Here is a 20,392-nt window from a genome sequence, read left to right on the forward strand (position 1 = left end):
GTCTCAGCGACCGTCGCCGTCGGGGTCGATGCCGGAGTCGAGCCCCGGCAGGATGCCGTCCTCGACCGCGCGGCGGAGGAGGTCGACCTTCGTCGGTGCCGGACGACCGACCTCGACGTACTTCACGCGGATGCGGTCGAGGTACTCACGCGCCGTGGAGTACCCGATGCCGAGCTGCTGGGCCGCCAGCTTGAGCGGCAGACCCGAGGCGTACAGGTGCAGGATCTCGCGCTCACGACGGCCGAGCTGCGCCTTCGCGAAGTCCCGGTCGGCGTCGATCGCGCTGGCCCACTCGAGGTTGTTCAGGACGTCCCCGCGGGCGACGGTCGCGACGGCCGCCATCACGGTCTTCGTCGCCGAGGACTTCGGGATGACGCCGGCGGCCCCTGCCGCCAGTGCTTCCCGGACGTTCGCGACCCGGTCGGCGATCGAGTGCACCAAGACCGCGGAACCGGTGCCCTGCACACCCTTCACGTTCGCGGTCACGGTGGAGCCGTCGCCGAGCGACAGGTCGAGGACGACGACGTCGACCTCACGCCCGTCGAGGTGCTCGATGTACTCGGGGACGCTCGCGGCGGTGAGGACCACCTCAAACCCCTCGTTCTGGCACGCTGCCTGGATCCCGAGCCGCACGGACTCGTGGTCGTCGACGATCGCGACACGGACGGGCTTGGTCGCCAGTCCGGTCGTTCCGGTTGTGGTCGTGTCTGTTGCCACGGTGGCCTCTCTTGTCGATGCGCACCCCCGGCCCCTGAAACCGGGGAGCCATCACCGACCCAGGATACCCAGGTCGGACTCAGGCAACGGCGCGACGCGAGCGTGACACGGCGACGTGTGTTGCACTCCGACACACGCCGCGCAAATCGGCCAGCCGCTCGTCAGGCGACGGGCACCAGGCGCGCCACGGCCTCCAGGTGGTGGGTGTGCGGGAAGAGGTCGAAGGCACGCAGCGCCTCGAGGCGGTACCCGAGGTCCGCGAAGGTCGCGACGTCGCGCGCCAACGCGACCGGGTCGCAGGCCACGTAGACGACCTGCGCCGGCTGGAGCGCGGCGATCTGCACGACGACCTCGCGCCCGGCTCCCGAGCGCGGCGGGTCGAGCACGATCGTCCCGGCACGGTGGCGCTGGCGTTCGCCGGCGGACAGGGTCGACACGGTGCGCTGCAGCCAGCGATCGACGCGGCCGGTCTCGGCGCGGGCGCCGATCCACTCCGAGAGGTTCTCCTGCGCGTGCTCGGTGGCACGCTCCGAGCTCTCGACGCTGGTGAGCTTGGCGCGCGGTCCGACGAGGTCGCCGAGCGCGGCGCCGAGCAACCCCACACCGCCGTAGAGGTCGAGGTGCTGCCCCTCGGGGTCGAGCCGGTCCCGGTCGACGAGGTCCTGCACCGCGGCGGTCAACACGGCGGGGGCCGCCCGGTGCACCTGCCAGAACCCGGTGTCGTCCACGGCGAACGAGCGCTCCCCGACCGCCTCGGTCACGACGGTGGGCTTCTGCTCGTCGATCACGAGCCGAGCCCCCTCGGAGCCGCTCGGTGCGAGGACGTCCACGACGGACGCGCCGGGCATCGCGCCGCGACCGAGCGGTGCGCTCTCCTGGACGGCACGGCTCGCGAGCGGGAGCGACGCGACCGGCACGACGGTGTGCGACCGCGCGGCGAAGGGGCCGGCGGTGCCGTCCTCGTCGACGTGCAGGCGGACGCGGGTGCGCCAGCCGGTGCCGTTCGCCTCGTCGTCGCCGGGGGCGCCCTCGACGACGACGTCGTGGCCCAGCACCTCGGCGAGGTCGGCACGGGCGAAGCGCGCGAAGGAGTCCACGAGGACGTCGTGCTTCAGCGTGCGCTGGTGGGCGAGCGCGATGTGCCCGAACTCGGCACCGCCGGCGCGGACGGCCGGGTCGCGGTCGAGCGCGGCCTCGGGCCAGACGTGGTCGACGCGGTGCTCGCTCGGGGTCTCGACCGACACGGTGTCGGCGCGCCAGAACGACTTCTTCCGGTCCTCGGTGACCCGCGCGACGACCCGTTCGCCCGGGATCGCGTCCGACACGAACACCACCCGCCCCTCGTGCCGTGCCACCGAGATGCCGCCGTGGGCGATCCCGGTGACGTCGAGGTCGAGCAGCGTTCCGACGGATTCACCCATGGTTCGATGTTCCCATGCGTCTGTACCTCGCGAGTACCTCCCCCGCCCGTCGCGCCCTCCTCGCACAGACCGGGATCGAGCCGGTGCTCGTCGCACCCGGTGTCGACGAGGACGCCGCGGTCACCGCGGCCGCCGCGTCGCTCGGCCGGGACCTCACCGGCCCGGAGCTCGTCGCGCTGCTCGCCGTCGCCAAGGCGTCGGCCGTCGCGGACGCTCCGGTCGCCGGTTCCCCCGTCGACGGGTTCGTGTTCGGCGGGGACTCCGCGTTCGAGGTCGACGGCGTCCTGTACGGCAAGCCGCACGACCCGGAGGTCGCGCGCGAGCGGTGGCGGCAGATGCTCGCCGCCGGCGGCGGCACGCTGTGGAGCGGGCACTGCGTCATCGACCGGCGGCGGGCAGTCGAGGTGCCCGTTCCGCAGCCTGGAGGCGCGGGGCGGGCCGGCACCGTGCCTCCAGTCCGCACCGTGGACGCGTCGGGCGGCGGGCCGCTGGGCCTGGCCGCGTCGTTCGCCGACGTCGCGCCCGGCGGGTCGGGGATCGTCGCCTCCGGCGACCGCGTCGTGGCGGTCGACAGCGCGGTGCTGACCTTCGCGGACGACGTGTCCGCCGAGGAGATCGACGCGTACGTCGCGACCGGCGAGCCGCTCGAGGTCGCCGGCGCGTTCACGATCGACGGACGGGCAGCCGCGTACATCACCCGGATCGACGGCGCACCGTCCGCCGTCGTCGGGCTGTCGCTGCCGGTCCTGCGCTCGATGCTCCTGCGGGGGTTCGGGATCGCGTGGCACGATCTCTGGTCGATGTAGACATCCGCACTTGTTCCGGGTGGTTCTTTGTCGGTCCCGGTCAATTCCTGCCCCCGCGGCACGAATACGCTGATGTGTCATGCCCCGTATCAGCAAGGTCCTCATCGCGAACCGCGGCGAGATCGCCGTCCGCATCATCCGCGCGGCCCGCGACGCAGGCAAGGCATCGGTCGCGGTCTACGCCGACCAGGACCGTGACGCCCTCCACGCCCGCCTCGCCGACGAGGCCTACGCGCTGAACGGCACCACGAGCGCCGACACCTACCTCGTCATCGACAAGATCATCTCGGTCGCCCGCCGCTCCGGCGCGGACGCCGTGCACCCGGGTTACGGGTTCCTCGCCGAGAACGCCGACTTCGCCCGCGCCGTCATCGACGCCGGGCTGACCTGGATCGGCCCCTCCCCGGAGTCGATCGAGCAGCTCGGCGACAAGGTCTCCGCGCGGCACGTGGCCGAGAAGGTCGGCGCGCCGCTCGCCCCCGGGACGATCGAGCCCGTGCAGGACGTGTCCGAGGTCTTCGACTTCGTCGACCAGGTCGGGCTGCCGGTCGCCATCAAGGCGGCGTTCGGCGGCGGTGGCCGTGGGCTGAAGGTCGTGCGGGACCGCTCCTCGGTGGAGGAGCTGTTCGAGTCGGCGACGCGTGAGGCCATCGCGGCGTTCGGTCGCGGCGAGTGCTTCGTCGAGAAGTACCTCGACAAGCCGCGCCACGTCGAGACGCAGTGCCTCGCCGACGAGCACGGCAACGTCGTCGTCGTGTCGACGCGCGACTGCTCGCTGCAGCGCCGCCACCAGAAGCTCGTGGAAGAGGCGCCCGCGCCGTACCTGACCGACGCGCAGACCGAGCGGCTGTACGAGTCGTCGAAGGCGATCCTCCGCGAGGTCGGCTACGTCGGTGCCGGCACCTGCGAGTTCCTCATCGGCGCCGACGGCACGGTCTCCTTCCTCGAGGTGAACACCCGCCTGCAGGTCGAACACTGCGTCTCGGAAGAGGTGACGGGCATCGACCTCGTGCGCGAGCAGTTCCGCATCGCCGAGGGCGGCGTGCTCGACTACGCCGACCCGTCACCGAAGGGCCACTCGTTCGAGTTCCGCATCAACGGTGAGGACCCGGGCCGCAACTTCTTCCCGGCACCAGGCCCCGTGCACGCGTTCAACGCGCCGTCCGGCCCCGGTGTCCGCGTCGACTCGGGCGTCGTGTCCGGTGACGTGGTGTCCGGCTCGTTCGACTCGATGCTCGCGAAGCTCGTCGTGACCGGTGCCACGCGCTCAGAGGCGTTGGAGCGTTCGCGTCGTGCGCTCGCCGAGTTCGAGGTCACCGGCCTGCCGACCGTGCTGCCGTTCCACCGTGCGGTCGTGTCCGACCCGGCGTTCGCCACGGACGACTCGACGCCGTTCAGCGTCTACACGCAGTGGATCGAGACCGACTTCCAGAACGACATACCCGCCTGGAGCGGCTCCCCCGAGGAGCTCCCCGCGCCGGCCGCCCGCGAGAGCGTCGTGGTCGAGGTGCAGGGCAAGCGCATCGAGGTCACCATGCCCTCGATCGTCGGCGGTGGCGCTGCCGGTGCTGCCGGTCGTCGTCCGGCCGGTCCGTCCGCTCCCCCGAAGCGTCGGTCCTCCGGCGTCCGCGGCGGGATGGCGTCCTCCGGGTCCGTGACGTCCCCGATGCAGGCCACCGTGGTGAAGCTCGCGGTCGCCGAGGGTGACACCGTGGTGAAGGGCGACTTGCTCGTCGTGCTCGAGGCCATGAAGATGGAGCAGCCCGTCGCTGCCCCGCGCGACGGCGTCGTCACCGGGCTGAACGCCCCCGTCGGCCAGACGATCTCGTCCGGCCACGTGCTGCTCGAGCTCGCGTAGGGCGCGGCCGCCGGGCCTGGCCTGGCCGCGCCGGGCCGCGCCGGGCCGCGCCGGCACCGCGTCGCACAACCAAAGTCACCCCGAACCGCGCATCCGCGTTGTTCGAGGTGACTTTGGTTGTGCGGGCGCGCCTCGAACCGCCCCAGTGCTCAGCGCACGGACGTGAACGACCGCCGCGTCGTCGGAACGCCCATGCCGTGGAGGATCGCACGGAGCGCTTCGGCGTCGTTCGCTTCGCGCCAGCCGAATCGGCCGAAGGACTTGACGTCACGGTGACGTCGGAGCCGGTCCTCGCGGCGCTTCTCGGCGACCACGACGTCGGCCGCGGTCGCCCCGGCCGCGCGGAACGCTGCGTCGGTGTACTTGGCTCGCCCGTCGAACTCGAGGACCGCCCCGTGTTCCGGGAACCAGAAGTCGACCCGACCGATGAGCCCCGCCTCGTCGTGGAACTCCTGCTGCAGCACGGGTCGCGGCGCACCGACCTCGTCGAGTCCGACACGACCGACCGACTCCCCGGGTGAGCCACTCCGCACATCCGCGAGATCGATCGCGATCGACGCCCGATGCCGTCCGTGCACCGCCGTCCGGCCGGCGACCTCAGCACGGATCGCATCACGGTCAGCACCGATCCGCAGCGCGACGTCCAGTGCCGGAACGGACAGCCGGAGCTCGTGCGAGATGGCGAGGTCGGCGGCGGTACTGACCAGGTCGGTGACCCTGCGGCCGTTCGCGATCATGACGACCGTTCTGAGAACCCTGCCGACGCCCGGCCGTTTGCGGACGTGTGTCAGGCTCTGCGTCGTCGTCCGCCGGGGATCGATGACGTCGATGACGTCCGGGAACTCCCCCGTCCACGGCAGGCCGTGCAGGGCAGCGGCGGACGCGTGCGAGACGACGAGGCGTGGAGCAAGACGATCGTGGAGCGCCTTGATGCGCGCGATGTGCCGTTCGCACGGAGTCGCCTGTCGCCAGTCCTCCGCGTTGACGAACCGACCAGGAGCGAGTCTGACGACGGCCCCGGCGTCCACAGCGGAACGCAGTGCGCTCCCCCGCCGTCCCGAAGGGTCCGAGGTGCCGCCGTGGATGATCGTGAGTCGCGCCATCCGCCGAGCATGGTCGCTGCGTCACCCCGACCGCCGAACGGTCGGCGGATCTGTGCACCCGCGCCACCGTTCGACCGATGTGGAGGAGGCGCGAGATGCGCGCGCACAACCAAAGTCACCCCGAACCGCGGGATTGCGCGGTTCGGGGTGACTTTGGTTGTGCAGGAGCGCGGAGGCGAAGCCAGCCCGGGGCCGCGCCCTACGAGACCAGCGGGCGGACCGCGGCGGCCAGGGCGTCGACGAGGGACTGGGCCTCGGCGGGGGTGGACGCCACGGTGTCGATGTAGACCTTCACCTTCGGCTCGGTGCCGCTCGGGCGGACGATCACCCGGGCGTCGCCGACGAGGTCGTAGCGCAGGATGTCGGACGGCGGGAAGCCCTCGACACCGTCGAGGTAGTCCGTCGTGGTCAGGACGTCCACAACGCCGAGGGACGCCGGCGGCGACGACCGGAGGAACGCCATGATCGACCCGATGCGCGAGAGGTCGTCCACGCGGGTCGCGACCTGGCCGGAGGCGAACGCGCCGAACTCCGCCGCGAAGGCCTCGAGCTGGTCGGCGATCGTCGAACCCGATGCAGCGAGCTCGGACGCGAGCGACAGCAGCGCCACGGCCGCCGAGATGCCGTCCTTGTCGCGCACGACGTCCGGATCGACCAGGTAGCCGAGCGCTTCCTCGTAGCCGAACAGCAAGCCGGGTACGCGGGAGACCCACTTGAACCCGGTCAGGGTGTCGCGGTACTCGAGCCCGTGCCGCGCGGCGACGCGTGCGAGCGCCGGCGAGGACACGATCGACGCCGCGAGCGTCCCCGAGCGACCGGCGGCCGATGCCCGGACAGCAGCGCGCCACCCGAGGAGCCAGCCGACCTCGTTGCCCGAGAGTCGGCGGAATGACCCGGCGCCGTCCGGGATCGCGAGCGCCAGCCGATCGGCGTCCGGGTCGTTCGCGATCACGAGGTCCGCACCGACCGCGACACCCCGGGCGATCGACAGGTCCATCGCCCCCGGTTCCTCGGGGTTCGGGAACGACACCGTCGGGAACGCTCCGTCGGGTTCGATCTGCTCCGGCACGGTCGACGGCACGGCGAACCCGGCAGCCTCGAACACCGCACGGGCGGTCTCCCACCCGACGCCGTGCATTGCCGTGTAGACGACCGTCGGCTGCGCATCGGGCCCCAGAGCGGGAGCGGGCACGGTCGCGGCGGTGGCTGCGACGTAGGCGTCCAGCAGTGCGGACGACGCGACGGTGTAGTCGGTGCCCCTGGGCAGGTCCGTGATCGACCCCGCAGCGACCGCGTCGATGGCGTCCGCGATCAGGCCGTCGACCGGCGGGACGATCTGCGAGCCGTCGTCGTCCTCGCCGAGGTACACCTTGTAGCCGTTGTCCCGCGGCGGGTTGTGGCTCGCGGTGACCATGACCCCGGCGCCCACGTCGAGGTGCCGGACCGCGAACGCCAGCACGGGAGTGGGGAGCGCCGACGGCAGCAGCGTGACGTCGAGCCCGAGGCCGCGCATCACCTCGGCGGAGTCCCGCGCGAAGACGTCGGAGTTCACCCGGCCGTCGTAGCCGATGACGACGCTGCGCCGACGACCGGTGTCGATGAGGAACCGGGCGAGCCCGGCAGCGGCCTGGGTGACGACGACGCGGTTCATCCGCAGCGGACCGTACCCGAGCTCGGCGCGGAGTCCGGCGGTACCGAACTGCAGCCGCCCGTCGAACCGTGCGGCGAGGGCTTGGACCGCGGGTCCGTCACCGGTCGCCGCAGCGTCGACGGCGACGGCGAGCTCGGCCCGGGTCTCGTCGTCCGGGTCCTGCTCAGCCCACGCGCGGGCGGTGGCGAGCACCCCCGCCAGGTCGAGCTTCACAGCGCGCCCACCACGCGGGCGAGCAGATCGGCGATCACCGGCTCGGCCTCGCGTCCGGCCTCGAGCACCTCGGCGTGGGACAACGGCGTCTTCTGGATGCCGGCGGCGAGGTTCGTGATGAGCGAGAAGCCGAGGACCTCCATGCCCGCCTGACGAGCGGCGATGGCCTCGAGCGCCGTCGACATGCCGACGATGTGGCCGCCGATGGTCTTCGCCATCTGCACCTCGGCCGGGGTCTCGTAGTGCGGCCCGCGGAACTGCGTGTAGACGCCCTCGTCCAGCGTCGGGTCGACCGTGTGGGCGACGGCCCGCAGCCGCGCCGAGTACAGGTCGGTCAGGTCGACGAACGTCGCGCCCTCGAGCGGGCTGTCGGCGGTGAGGTTGATGTGGTCGCTGATGAGCACGGGCGTGCCGGGGGTCCAGTGCTCCTTGATGCCACCGGCTCCGTTGGTCAGCACCATGATCGAGGCGCCGGCGGCCGCGGCGGTGCGGACGCTGTGCACGACGCGGCGGACCCCGTGGCCCTCGTAGTAGTGCGTACGGGCGCCGATGACGAGCGCGTGACGGCCGTCGGCGAGGCGGATCGAACGGACCGTTCCGGAGTGCCCGGGGACCGCCGATGCGCTGAAGCCGGGGACCTCGGCGGCGGGGATCTCGGACACCGTCTCGCCGATGAGGTCGGCGGCCTTGCCCCAGCCGGAACCGAGGGTCAGGGCGATGTCGTGGCGCTCGATCCCGGACTTCGCGGCGATGACTGCGGCGGCGTCACGCGCGACCTCGAACGGGTCGGCGGCGGGGTCGTTCAGCGGGTTCTCCGTGCTCATGCCCCAACTCTAAAGGGACACGACCCGGCGAACGGCCCGGCGCCCGGGTCAGTGCTCGCCGAGCGCCCGGTCCACCGCCGCCGTGATCTCGCCCTGGTCGAAGTGGTTCCGGATCACGATCACCTCGGCGTAGGTGTCCCCGATCGCGTCGACGAACTCCTGGCTCGTCAGGATCACGTTCGCGTCGTCCGACACCGCGCGCACCGAGGCGACGTCGGCCGCGACGACCGATGCCTGCAGGCCGAGCGCGGCGAGGGCCTTCTCGGCGTTCACCTTGAGGATCCCGCTCGCACCGATGCCGGCGCCGCAGATGGTCACGATCTTCACGCGGAGACCCCCATGATCGCGCGGACCTCGTCCGCCGTGGTCGCCGCGGCGAGCCGCCCGGTGACGGTGGCGTCGTTGAACAGGTTCGCGATCTCGCCGATGGACTCGAGGTGCGCCCCGACCCCGGCGACCGCGAGGCCGAGCACGACCCGGACCGGGTCGTTGTGCGGGTGCCCGAAGGTCACCGGCGACTCGAGCGTCACGACCGACAAGCCGTCACGGAGCACCGCGGGCCCCGGCCGGGCGTGCGCGAACGCCAACCCCGGGGAGATCACGATGTACGGGCCGTGTTCCTCGACCAGCCCGATCATCGCGTCGGTGTACGGGTCGGTGGCGGCGCCCGAGGCCACGAGCGCGCCGCCAGCCAGCCGGAGCGCGTCGCGCCACGAGGACGCGGTCGCCCCGAGCACGACGGCTTCGTCGGGCAGCGGCGGCAGTGGCATGCGTCAGGCCTCCTGGTGACCGGCCGTGATGGTGGCGATGATCTCCTCGCGGTCCTCGAGCGGCAGGAACGAGCCGAGGGCCGCGTTGATCTGGAACGCCGCGAGGTCGTCGAGGTCGTAGCCGAACGTGCCGGCGAGGAGCGAGAGCTCCTTCGACAGCGTCGTCCCGCTCATCAGACGGTTGTCGGTGTTCACCGTGACCCGGAACCCGAGCTGGTAGAGCACGTCGAACGGGTGGTCGGCGAGGTCGTCGCCCCACGCGGCGATCGCGCCGGTCTGCAGGTTCGACGACGGGGACACCTCGAGCGGGATCTCGCGGTCGCGGACCCACGAGGCGACCTCGCCCAGGGACGCCAAGGTGGAGCCGTCACCGGCGTCGGACAGGCTGACGTCCTCGAAGATCCGGACGCCGTGGCCGAGACGCAGGGCCCGACCGTCGACGAGCGCGGAACGGATCGAGGCGAGACCGTCGGCCTCGCCCGCGTGCACGGTGACGGGGAAGAGCTCGGAGGCGAGGTGGTCGAACGCGGCGCGGTGGTTCGCGGGCGGGAAGCCCGCCTCGGCCCCGGCGATGTCGAAGCCGACGACACCCGCGTCACGGTGCCGGACGGCGAGCTCGGCGATCTCGAGCGAGCGGTCGGCGTGACGCATCGCTGTGACGAGCTGGCCGACGCGGATGCTGCCGCCCGCGGCCTCGACCGCTTCCTCGATGCCGGCCTGGACCGCCTCGACCGTCTGGTCGAGGGTCAGCCCGCCCTGCAGGTGCTGCTCGGGTGCCCACCGGACCTCGCCGTACACGACGCCGTCGGCGACCAGGTCCTCGACGAACTCCTTCGCGACGCGGTGCAGCTGCGGTGCGGTCTGCATCACCGAGGTGGTGACGTCGAACGTCTTGAGGTACTCGACGAGCGAGCCGGAGTTCGACTGGTCGGCGAACCACCGGCCCAGTTCGGCCGCGTCGGTCGTCGGCAGCGAGACGTCGGCCTCCGCCGCCAGCTCGACGATCGTCGCCGGACGCAGACCGCCGTCGAGGTGGTCGTGCAGCGAGACCTTCGGCAGGTCGTTGATGACCGCTCCGGCGTCGGGCAGGCGGTAGGTCGGGGCGTCGGCGCTCATGCACCCAGGCTATCGGTGGTCACCGACCGCGCGCAGGCACCTGTGCACAAGAGACGGACGAACGGACTGGAGGCTCCCCACAGGTCGGCCGGCAGGGTTCAGCCCACGATCCGCTCGCGCACGATCGGACCGCGGGGTTCCGCCGACGCACCGATCGCCCACGCCCCCTCGAGCGACTCCAGCGCCCGCGGGATCCGGGACTCGTCGTCGGTGTGCAGGGTCCAGAGGGGCTGTCCCTCGGTCACGGTGTCACCCGGCTTGACGTGCAGCTCGATGCCGGCACCGGCCTGCACCGGGTCCTGCGCGCGGGCCCGACCGGCGCCGAGCCGCCACGCGGACACACCGAACGGCAGGGCGTCCTGCTGCACGAGCACGCCCGAGGACGGCGCGGTGACGACGTGCTGCTCGCGGGCGACCGGCAACGCGGCGGACGGGTCGCCACCCTGCGCGGAGATCATCCGGCGCCAGGTGTCCATCGCCCGTCCGTCGGCCAGCGCCGCCGCCGGGTCGGCGTCCGGCATCCCGGCGAGCGTCAGCATCTCCGAGGCCAGTGCCACGGTCAGCGAGACGACGTCGGCGGGCCCGCCACCTTCCAACACCGAGACCGACTCCCGCACCTCGAGCGCGTTGCCGATCGTCAGCCCGAGCGGGACCTCCATGTCGGTCAGCAGCGCCGAGGTCTTCACCCCGGCGTCGTTCCCGAGGTCGACCATCGTCTGCGCGAGCTCGCGCGAGGCCTCGTACGTCGGCATGAACGCACCGGACCCGAACTTCACGTCGAGCACGAGCGCGCCGGTGCCCTCGGCGATCTTCTTCGACATGATGCTCGACGCGATGAGGGGGATGCACTCGACGGTGCCGGTGATGTCCCGCAGGGCGTACAGCTTCTTGTCGGCTGGCGCGAGACCCGACCCGGCGGCGCAGATCACCGCGCCCACGTCCTCCAGCACCTCGAGGAGACGCTCGTTCGACAGCGCAGCCTGCCACCCGGGGATCGACTCGAGCTTGTCGAGCGTGCCGCCGGTGTGGCCGAGACCGCGGCCGGACAGCTGCGGCACCGCCACGCCGAACGACGCCACCAGTGGTGCGAGCGGCAGCGTGATCTTGTCGCCGACCCCGCCGGTAGAGTGCTTGTCCACCGTCGTCTTGCCGAGCGAGGAGAACGACATCCGCTCCCCCGACGCGATCATCGCGAGCGTGAGGTCCTTGATCTCCCGCCGCTCCATCCCGTTCAGGAAGATCGCCATCGCCATCGCGGCCATCTGCGGGTCCTCGACGTAGCCGCGCGTGTAGGCGTCGACGAGCCAGTCGATCTCGGCGGTGCTCATGGCCCCGCCGGAGCGCTTCGTGCGGATGAGGTCGACGGTGTCGAACGGCTCGACGGCCATGGTTCAGTGCTCCTGCTGGTAGGTGGCGAGGGTCCGGGGTCCGAACGCGTCGGGCAGGACCTCGTCGATGGTGCGGATGCCCGAGACCGTCTCGAGGAGCATGCCCTCGGTGGAGTGCTCGAACAGCAACTGCCGGCAGCGCCCGCACGGCATCAGGGTCGCCCCGTCGCCGTCGACGCACGTGAAGGCGACGAGCTTGCCGCCGCCGGTCATGTGCAGCTGCGAGACGAGCGAGCACTCCGCGCACAGCGTCACCCCGTACGACGCGTTCTCGACGTTGCAGCCGGAGACGATCCGGCCGTCGTCGGTGAGCGCCGCGGCGCCCACCGGGAACGACGAGTACGGCGCGTAGGCGTGGCGCATCGCGGCCGTCGCTGCGGTCCGCAGGGCGGCCCAGTCCACGTCGTCGGACGGGAGGCGCGGGGCGGCGTCCGCAGGGGCGGTGGCGGTGACCACCTGGTCACCCTGGGCGTTCGTGTGGGTCATGTGCCGCGCCTCCCGGCTAGCTCTTGATGTACGGCTTGCCGGACGCGGCGGGACCGCGCGACTGCCCGACCAGGCCGGCCACCGCGAAGATCGTCACCACGTACGGGAGCATCAGCAGGAACTCGCTCGGAACGGGCGAGTTGATCGCCCCGAGGGTGTTCTGCAGGTTCGACGCGAAGCCGAACAGCAGCGCCGCGAGCGTGGCCCTGATCGGGTCCCACCGGCCGAAGATGACGGCGGCGAGCGCGATGTAGCCGGCGCCCGCGGTCATGTCCTTGGTGAACGGGCCGACGGCGTCGAGGGTGAAGTAGGCACCACCGAGGCCCGCGATCGCGCCGGCGAGGGACACGTTCCAGAAGCGCGTGCTGGTGACGTTGATGCCCACCGTGTCGGCCGCCTGCGGGTGCTCGCCGACCGCGCGGAGGCGGAGGCCCCAGCGGGTCTTGAACAGCGCGAAGGTGACGACGGCGACCGCGACGTAGGCGAGGTAGACGACGACGGTCTGCTCGAAGAACACCGGGCCGATGACCGGGATCTGGTGCAGCAGCGGGATCTCGATCTTCGGGAAGCGCACGCCGACGTTCAGCGTGGTCTCGTTCGGCGAGAGCACCTGCGAGTACAGGAAGCCGGTCAGGCCGGAGATGAAGGCGTTGATGACGACGCCGACGATGACCTGGTCGACCAGGTACTTGATGCTGAACGCCGCGAGGATGAACGACACCAGGACACCGGCGACGAGCGCACCGACGAGCCCGACCCACGGCGACCCCGTCAGCGACGCGATGAGCGCCGAGGTGAACGCACCCGCGAGGAACTGGCCCTCGATCGCGATGTTGACGACGCCGACGCGCTCGGAGATGACACCGCCGAGTGCACCGAACACCAGCGGGACGCTGAGGCCCAGCGCGCCGACCAGCAGACCGGGCAGCGGGACGGTGGCGCCGGCAGCGGCCCACGTGAGGAAGCCGACGACGAACACGATCGCGAACACCGACGTGACCCAGAGCGGGACGCGGCGGAACGCACGGACCTCGACGAAGGCGTAGACCGTGGCGATCGCCAGCAGGACGACCACCACGTAGCCGGTCGGGCCGGCGGCCAGCGGGACGTCCGGCAGCGCGAAGAAGTCGCCGCCGTTCGCCAGGCGGAACGTCGTCGTGCCGGTGCGGTGGAGCAGGACGAAGAACACGAGCGCGAGCACCGTGAACACGGCGTACCCGATCGGGAGCTTCCAGCTGCGGGTGGTCTCGACCGGACGGTCGGTGAGGGGCGACGCAGGCGTCGCGGTGGGGCTGAGGGTGCTCACGCGGCGACCGCCTTCTTGCTGTTCTTCGTGCTGACGCGACGGCGTGCACCCGGCTGCGGGATCCGGAAGATCGCGCGGACGAGCGGCGGGGCCGCGATGAAGAGGACGATGAGGGCCTGGATGACGCCCACGATGTCGATCGGGATGCCGTTCGCGGCCTGCATGGCGTAGCCGCCGTTCTTCAGCACGCCGAACAGGATCGCCGCCCAGAACACGCCCCACGGCTTCGAGCGGCCGAGGAGGGCGACGGTGATCGCGTCGAAGCCGATGCCCGCGTCGATGCCCGACGTGAAGCCGCTCGTGACCGCGCCCTGCACCTGGTACGCACCGGCGATGCCGACGAGGGCACCGGAGATGACGAGCACCCAGATGGTCAGGGAGGGCACGCTCATGCCGGCGACGCGCGCCGCACGGGGGTTCTCGCCGATCGTGCGGAACCGGAAGCCGAGCGACGACTTGTTGACGAGCCACCACACGACGACGACCGCGATGATCGCCACGACGAAGCCGAGGTCGATGCCGTACCGGGCCCCGAAGAGCGACGGGAGCACCGCGCTGTCCTTCGTGGCGGGCGAGATCGGGTTCGTGCTGCCCGGTGCCTGCAGGAGCCCCGGGGTGCGGAGCAGGTAGCTCACGAGGTACAGCGCGACGTAGTTCAGCATGATCGTGAGGACGACCTCGTTGGCGCCGGTCCGGGCCTTGAGGACGCCGACGATCCCGGCCCACACGGCACCGCCGACGATGCCGGCGACGATCGTGAGCGGGATGTGCAGGGCGGCGGGGCCGTCGAACGAGAACCCGACCCAGCCGGCCGCCGCGGCGGCGATGAGGATCTGCCCCTGGCCGCCGATGTTGAACAGGCCGGCGCGGAAGGACAGCGCGATGCCGAGGCCCGCCGCGATCAGCGGGACGGCGTAGTCGATCGAACGGGTGAGCGGCACGATGGCCTGCTGGAAGCTCGCGGCGCCGAAGTTGAACACGGATCCCTCGAACAGCGATGCGTAGGAGCCGCCGACCGCGGTGCCGATCGCACGGAGCGTGTCGACGGGGCGGGCGAAGAAGTAGCCCGCGGCCGCGCGGACGTTCTCGTCGGTGATCGCGATGAGGATGCCGCACGCGACGAGGGCGAGGACGACGGCGAGGACCGTGACGAGGGCGGAGCCGTTCAGGATGCCCTGGAGGGCGGCGTGCCAGCGGTCCTCGCCGTTGCGGCGCTCGGTGTCCTCGGCGGAGTCCGTCATGAGGTGCGGGGTGGACTCGACGTCCTGCAGGCGGTCGTCGGTCAGCGGGGCCTCGGCCTGCGGCTGCGTTTCCGGCTGCGTGTTCTCTGGCGTGGGGGTGCTCACGCTGCCAGCTCCGTTCCTTCGGGAAGCTCCCCGGCCATCATCAGGCCGAGGACGTCGCGCGGGGTGTCCGCGGGGACGATGCCGACGATCCCGCCGCGGTACATCACGGCGATCCGGTCGGCGAGCGCCACGACCTCGTCGAGCTCCGTGGAGACGACGATGACCGGGACGCCGGTGTCGCGGGTCGCGACGATGCGCTTGTGCACGAACTCGATCGATCCGACGTCGATGCCGCGCGTGGGCTGTGCCGCGACGAAGAGCCGCAGGTCACGGCTGAGTTCGCGGGCGAGGACGATCTTCTGCTGGTTGCCGCCGGACAGACGCCCAGCAGCGGTGGTGCGACCGGGTGTGCGGATGTCGAACTCGGCGATCTTCTCGTCGGCGAACGCATCGCGCTCCGCCGAGCGGATGGTGCCGGCGCGGACGAACTCGGCGTGGTCCGCGCGGTCGAGCATGAGGTTCTCGGCGATGGTGAACTCGCCGACGAGCCCGTCCTCCTTGCGGTCCTCGGGCACGAAGCCCACGCCCGCGTCGAGGATCTGCTTGACGCTGCGGCCGGTGAGTTCCTGACCGTCGAGCGTGACCCGACCGCCGTGCACGGCCTCGAGGCCGAGGATCGCCTCGGTGAGCTCGGTCTGGCCGTTGCCCTGGACCCCGGCGATCGCGAGGATCTCGCCCCGGCGGACGCGGAATGAGACGTCGTCGACGAGCACGATGCCGTTCGGGTCGGTGACGGTGAGGCCGTCGACCACGAGGGCGTCCTCGCCCCCGGTCGCCGGCGTCTTGTCGACGACGAGCGACACCGCGCGGCCGACCATGAGCGCGGCGAGCTCGTTGTTGGTCGCAGTGGGCGATGCCTCGCCGACGACCTTGCCGAGCCGGATCACGGTGATGCGGTCGGCGACCTCGCGGACCTCGCGGAGCTTGTGCGTGATGAAGACGATCGCGGTGCCCGCCTCGCGGAGCTGCCGCATGATGCCCATCAGCTCGTCGGTCTCCTGCGGGGTGAGGACGGCCGTCGGCTCGTCGAACACCAGGACCGACGCGTCGCGGGACAGCGCCTTGATGATCTCGACGCGCTGCTGCACGCCGACGGGGAGGTCCTCGACCTTGGCGTCGGGGTCGACGTCGAACCCGAAGCGCTCGGAGATCTCCCGAACGCGCTTGCGGGCACCGGCGAGGTCGAGCCGGCCGCCGAAGGTGGTCTGCTCCTGGCCGAGCATGACGTTCTCGGCGACGGTGAACACGGGGACGAGCATGAAGTGCTGGTGCACCATGCCGATGCCGGCGCGCATGGCGTCGCCGGGGCCGTCGAAGTCCTGGACGACGTCGTCGAGGAGGATCTCGCCCTCCTCCGCCTGGTACAGGCCGTACAGGACGTTCATCAGGGTGGACTTGCCGGCGCCGTTCTCCCCGAGGAGGCAGTGGACCTCACCCGGCTCGACGGTGAGCGAGATGTGGTCGTTGGCGACGAGGGGGCCGAACCGCTTCGTGATGCCGCGGAGTTCGAGCTTCATGTTCGGGAGTCTATTTCTGTCTCGCGCGCGCCACACGGCGCACGAGAACGCGGGCGAGGGATGTTCCCCCGCCCGCGTTCATCGGGTTAGGACTGCGTCTTGACCTTGATCGAGCCGTCGATGATGCCCGCCTTGATCGTGTCGAGCTCCTTCGTCAGGCCCTTGTCGACCTTGTCGGCGAAGTCGTGGAACGGTGCGATGCCGACACCGTCGTTCTTCAGCGTGCCGACGTACGGCTCGTTGGAGAACTTCTTGTCCGCGGCCTGCTCGACGACGTCCTTCGTGGCGGGGCGCATGCCCTTCTCCACCGATGTGAAGGCGATGTCCTTGTACCGGGGGTCGGCCTCGTAGAGGTCGCTGTCCGCGCCGATCAGGACCGAACCGTTGTCGGCGTCCTTGATGGCCTCGGCAGCGGACTGGTAGATCGGGCCGCCGACGGGCAGGATCACGTCGGCGTCCTGGTCGATGAGGGTCTGCGCGACGGCCTTGGCCTGCGTGCCGGCCTCGAAGCCACCCGTGAAGGAGCCCTTGCCGGTGTCGACGTTCCAGCCGACGACCTTGACGTCCTTCGACTTCTGCTCGTTGTAGTACTTCACGCCGTCCGCGAAGCCGTCCATGAAGATGGTGACGGTCGGGATCTGCATGCCACCGAAGGTGCCGACGACGCCGGACTTCGAGTAGGACGCGGCCGCGTAGCCGGCGAGGAAGGCCGCCTGCGAGGTGTCGAAGGTGATCGGCTTGACGTTCTTCGCGTCGATCGAGTTGTCGTCGATGATCGCGAAGTCGGTGTCGGGGTTCTCCGCAGCCTGCTTCTTCGTGGCGTCGGCGAGGTTGAAGCCGACGGTGACGATGAGGTTGCAGTTCTGGCCGACGAGCTGCTGGATGTTCGAGTCGTAGACGGTCGCGTCCTTCGACTCGGCCTTCTTGTAGGTGGCGCCGAGGTCCTTCGCGGCATCGACCATGCCCTCGTAGCCGAGCTGGTTGAACGACTTGTCGTCGAAGCCACCGGCGTCGGACACCATGCAGGGGCGGAAGCTGGTCTTGTTGGCGGACGCGGTGTCGGACGGTGCGGCCGAGCAACCAGCGAGGACGGCGACGGTGCCGGCGAGCGCGAGCGTGCTCAGCAGGACCTGACGGGTACGAGATGTCACGGGTGGGTTCCTCCGGGGAGCGTGCCCGGACCACGTGCGTTCCGGGCGATCGTGGCGACAGTACACGACCGCCCGGCCGGTGCAGAACGCCCTCGGAGGGGTCTGTGGATCAGTTACGGGATCGCGACCGCGCGGAAACGCGCCCGTAACGCGGAGTCACCGTTCCGCCCCCAGTTCTGGGGACGTCAAGCGCTTTTCGTGGTGGAGCGCTACAGGACGTCCCCGCGGCCGCTGATCTTCAGTGCATCCACCACACCCTTGACCCGCTGTGCGTTGGCACTGGTGGTCACGAGCAGCGCGTCCGGGGTGTCCACGACGACGATGTCCTCCACCCCGATGAGCGAGATGAGCCGCTGGCTGTGCGAGACGACGATGCCGCTCGACGAGTCCGCGAGGATGCGGGCACCGTCACCGAGCACGGCGAGGTTGTTCGCCCGGCCACCGGACTGCAGCTTCGCCAGGGACGCGAAGTCCCCGACGTCGTCCCAGTCGAAGTCGCCGGGGATGACGGCCATGCGACCGGCGGCGGCGGCGGGCTCGGCGACCGTGTAGTCGATGGCGATCTTCTCGAGGTTCGGCCACACCGCGTCGACGACGGCCCCGCGAGCAGAGGTGTCCCACGCGTCGGCCAGTTCCTCGAGCCCGGCGAGCAGTTCGGGCTTCGTCCGGCCGATCTCGGCGAGCAGGACGTCGGCGCGGGCGATGAACATGCCGGCGTTCCAGAGGTACGTGCCCTGCTCGACGTACGAGCGGGCGGTGTCGAGGTCCGGCTTCTCGACGAAGGACCGGACGGCGTGCGCGGTCGGGGCGCCCTCGATGCCGATGGTGTCGCCGTGCGCGTGGATGTACCCGAAGCCGATCGCCGGCTCGGTCGGCGTGATGCCGATGGTCGTGACGTACCCGGCGCGGGCGGCGGCGACGGCCTCGCGCACGGACCGGCGGAAGCCGCGGGCGTCGCCGATGACGTGGTCGGCGGCGAACGACCCGATGACGACGTCCGGTTCGCGGCGGACGAGGATGGCCGCGGCGAGGCCGATGGCCGCGGTGGAGTCCTTCGGCTCGCTCTCGAGCACGACGTTGTGGTCCGCGACGCCGGGCAGCTGCGACTCGACGGCGACCCGGTGGGCGCGGCCGGTGACGACCATGATCCGCTGGTCACCGGCGAGCGGCGCGAGGCGGTCCCACGTCTGCCGGAGCAGCGAGGTGCCGGAGCCGGTCAGGTCGTGCAGGAACTTGGGTGCGTCCGCGCGCGACAACGGCCACAGTCGCGATCCGATCCCGCCGGCGGGGATGATCGCGTAGAAGTCCTCGAGTGCGTCTGCCACGTGCTCACCGTACCGGTGCGGCACGGTGCGACCTGGGTGCTTCCCGCACGCTTCCCGCATGCGGTCACCCGCACGGCCTGTTCACCCCGTGCGCGTGTCCCGTTCACGTCGACGGCCCCGCGGGGACACGACGCGCGCGGACCATGGGCGGTGCCATGAACGCACGCAGCGTGGAGCGCGGCACGTCCCAACGGACCGTCGCCGTCGTGACCGAGAGCTTCCTGCCCACCCTCAACGGCGTGACCACCAGCGTCCTGGCGGTCCTCGACCACCTGGAGCGCCGCGGCCACCGCGCGGTCGTGATCGCCCCGGACACCCCGGGGCTCGCCCGGTTCCGCTCCCGGACCGCGGTCGAGCGCTACCGCTCGTTCGACGTCCACCGCGTGCCCGCGGTCGCGTACCGGCAGTTCCCGGTCGCACTCCCCCACCCGGTGCTCGACACGATCCTCGCCGCCTCCGGCGCCGACGTGCTCCACGCCGCGAGTCCGTTCCTGTTGGGTGGGCGCGCGATCACGGCAGCCGGGAGCCTCGGCATCCCCTCCGTCGCCGTCTTCCAGACCGACGTGGCCGGGTTCGCCCGCCGCAACGGCCTGACCGCGACCGTCCCGCTGGTCAGGAAGATCCTGGGGCGCATCCACGCCGGCGCCTCGCTGACGCTCGCGCCGTCGAGCGCGACCGCCGCGATGCTCGCCGAGGACGGCGTGCCGCGCGTCGCGCGCTGGGGGCGCGGCGTCGACACGGAGCTGTTCCACCCGTCGCGTCGCCACTCGGGCCACGTCCGTGCGCTGCGACGGCGCATCGCGCCGGGCGGCGAGACGATCGTCGGGTACGTGGGGCGGCTGGCACCGGAGAAGGAGGTCGAGCGGCTCGCCGAGCTCGGCGGCATCCCGGGCGTGCGGATCGTGGTCGCAGGAGGGGGTCCCTCCAGGCCGGTCCTCGAACGACGGCTCCGCCACCTTGACGTGACCTTCACCGGCCCGCTGCGCGGCGACGCGTTGGCGGACGCGTACGCGTCCCTCGACGTCTTCGTGCACACCGGCCCCGCGGAGACCTTCGGGCAGACCCTGCAGGAGGCGCATGCGAGCGGACTGCCCGTGATCGCGCCCGCCTCGGGGGGACCGCTCGACCTCGTCGCGCCCGGACTCGACGGCGAGCTCTACGACCCGGACGTCCCGCAGGCGCTCCGCCGAGCGGTCCTGGGCCTGCACCACGACCGCGCACTCGCGGACCGGATGGGCTCGGCGGGACGGCTCCGCGTCGAGGGCACGACGTGGGAGGCGGTCGGCGACCAACTGCTCGACCACCACGACACGGCCCGCACGATCGGCGCGCCGCCAGCGACGACGCGGGCTGCACGGGCCGGGTGGCACGAGAAGGTCAGCGCACGCGCATAG

General features: G+C 71.4%; 18 protein-coding genes. 3 read left to right on the top strand and 15 right to left on the bottom strand.

Going from position 1 to position 20,392, the window contains the following annotated elements; translation table 11 throughout:
- Nucleotides 1–3: 3 nt before the first annotated feature.
- Together CRP27_RS05495 and CRP27_RS05500 are read right to left on the bottom strand one after the other, a co-directional pair.
- A complete protein-coding gene (locus tag CRP27_RS05495) occupies nt 4–717 on the bottom strand; it encodes a response regulator transcription factor (protein ID WP_071290598.1) in 714 nt (237 codons plus the stop codon).
- 161 nt (nt 718–878) lie between these two features.
- Nucleotides 879–2,138, bottom strand: coding sequence for a class I SAM-dependent RNA methyltransferase (locus CRP27_RS05500; RefSeq protein WP_097179753.1), 1,260 nt, complete (start codon nt 2,136–2,138; stop codon nt 879–881).
- Between the two features lie 14 nt (nt 2,139–2,152).
- Between CRP27_RS05500 and CRP27_RS05505 the strand changes: the two genes are divergently transcribed.
- Nucleotides 2,153–2,944, top strand: a complete 792-nt coding sequence (locus CRP27_RS05505; protein ID WP_097179754.1) for a nucleoside triphosphate pyrophosphatase — start codon at nt 2,153–2,155, stop codon at nt 2,942–2,944.
- Between the two features lie 79 nt (nt 2,945–3,023).
- A complete protein-coding gene (locus CRP27_RS05510) occupies nt 3,024–4,802 on the top strand; it encodes a biotin carboxylase N-terminal domain-containing protein (RefSeq protein ID WP_097179755.1) in 1,779 nt (592 codons plus the stop codon).
- A 149-nt stretch (nt 4,803–4,951) separates the two neighbouring features.
- On the opposite strand, the gene CRP27_RS05515 is transcribed toward CRP27_RS05510, so the two are convergent.
- From CRP27_RS05515 to CRP27_RS05575, 13 genes are all read right to left on the bottom strand, one after another.
- Nucleotides 4,952–5,905 (bottom strand): hypothetical protein, encoded by a 954-nt coding sequence (locus CRP27_RS05515; protein WP_097179756.1) that lies wholly within the window; start codon nt 5,903–5,905, stop codon nt 4,952–4,954.
- A 199-nt stretch (nt 5,906–6,104) separates the two neighbouring features.
- Complete coding sequence (locus tag CRP27_RS05520; protein ID WP_097179757.1) at nt 6,105–7,769, bottom strand: phospho-sugar mutase; 1,665 nt, start codon at nt 7,767–7,769, stop codon at nt 6,105–6,107.
- Entirely contained in the window at nt 7,766–8,593 is an 828-nt protein-coding gene (locus CRP27_RS05525; RefSeq protein WP_097179758.1) for a purine-nucleoside phosphorylase, read from the bottom strand. Before CRP27_RS05525 ends, CRP27_RS05520 begins: the two co-directional genes overlap by 4 nt.
- Before the next feature lie 48 nt (nt 8,594–8,641).
- On the bottom strand, nt 8,642–8,920 hold the full coding sequence (locus CRP27_RS05530; protein WP_097179759.1) for a PTS sugar transporter subunit IIB: 279 nt from the start codon (nt 8,918–8,920) through the stop codon (nt 8,642–8,644).
- A complete protein-coding gene (locus CRP27_RS05535) occupies nt 8,917–9,363 on the bottom strand; it encodes a PTS sugar transporter subunit IIA (RefSeq protein ID WP_097179760.1) in 447 nt (148 codons plus the stop codon). The genes CRP27_RS05530 and CRP27_RS05535 overlap by 4 nt, the downstream gene beginning before the upstream one ends.
- Before the next feature lie 3 nt (nt 9,364–9,366).
- A complete protein-coding gene (locus tag CRP27_RS05540) occupies nt 9,367–10,479 on the bottom strand; it encodes an adenosine deaminase (protein WP_097179761.1) in 1,113 nt (370 codons plus the stop codon).
- A 98-nt stretch (nt 10,480–10,577) separates the two neighbouring features.
- Nucleotides 10,578–11,867, bottom strand: coding sequence for a thymidine phosphorylase (locus CRP27_RS05545; protein ID WP_097179762.1), 1,290 nt, complete (start codon nt 11,865–11,867; stop codon nt 10,578–10,580).
- 3 nt (nt 11,868–11,870) lie between these two features.
- Nucleotides 11,871–12,353, bottom strand: a complete 483-nt coding sequence (locus CRP27_RS05550; RefSeq protein WP_255257454.1) for a cytidine deaminase — start codon at nt 12,351–12,353, stop codon at nt 11,871–11,873.
- A 16-nt stretch (nt 12,354–12,369) separates the two neighbouring features.
- Nucleotides 12,370–13,659 carry an ABC transporter permease gene (locus tag CRP27_RS05555; RefSeq protein ID WP_097179763.1) on the bottom strand — a complete coding sequence of 430 codons (1,290 nt, stop codon included), beginning with the start codon at nt 13,657–13,659 and terminating at the stop codon, nt 12,370–12,372.
- Entirely contained in the window at nt 13,656–15,005 is a 1,350-nt protein-coding gene (locus CRP27_RS05560; protein ID WP_176505476.1) for an ABC transporter permease, read from the bottom strand. The genes CRP27_RS05555 and CRP27_RS05560 overlap by 4 nt, the downstream gene beginning before the upstream one ends.
- Entirely contained in the window at nt 15,002–16,522 is a 1,521-nt protein-coding gene (locus tag CRP27_RS05565; RefSeq protein WP_097179764.1) for an ABC transporter ATP-binding protein, read from the bottom strand. The genes CRP27_RS05560 and CRP27_RS05565 overlap by 4 nt, the downstream gene beginning before the upstream one ends.
- Nucleotides 16,523–16,608: 86 nt before the next feature.
- Entirely contained in the window at nt 16,609–17,673 is a 1,065-nt protein-coding gene (locus CRP27_RS05570) for a BMP family protein (protein WP_079236491.1), read from the bottom strand.
- 209 nt (nt 17,674–17,882) lie between these two features.
- Complete coding sequence (locus tag CRP27_RS05575) at nt 17,883–18,998, bottom strand: mannose-1-phosphate guanylyltransferase (RefSeq protein ID WP_097180304.1); 1,116 nt, start codon at nt 18,996–18,998, stop codon at nt 17,883–17,885.
- Nucleotides 18,999–19,153: 155 nt separating this feature from the next.
- Here CRP27_RS05575 and CRP27_RS05580 point away from each other — a divergent pair, with 155 nt between their 5' ends.
- A complete protein-coding gene (locus tag CRP27_RS05580; protein WP_255257455.1) occupies nt 19,154–20,392 on the top strand; it encodes a glycosyltransferase family 1 protein in 1,239 nt (412 codons plus the stop codon).

It is taken from the genome of Curtobacterium sp. 314Chir4.1, from assembly GCF_900215175.1.
In the GTDB taxonomy this organism is placed as follows: Bacteria; Actinomycetota; Actinomycetes; order Actinomycetales; family Microbacteriaceae; genus Curtobacterium; species Curtobacterium pusillum_A.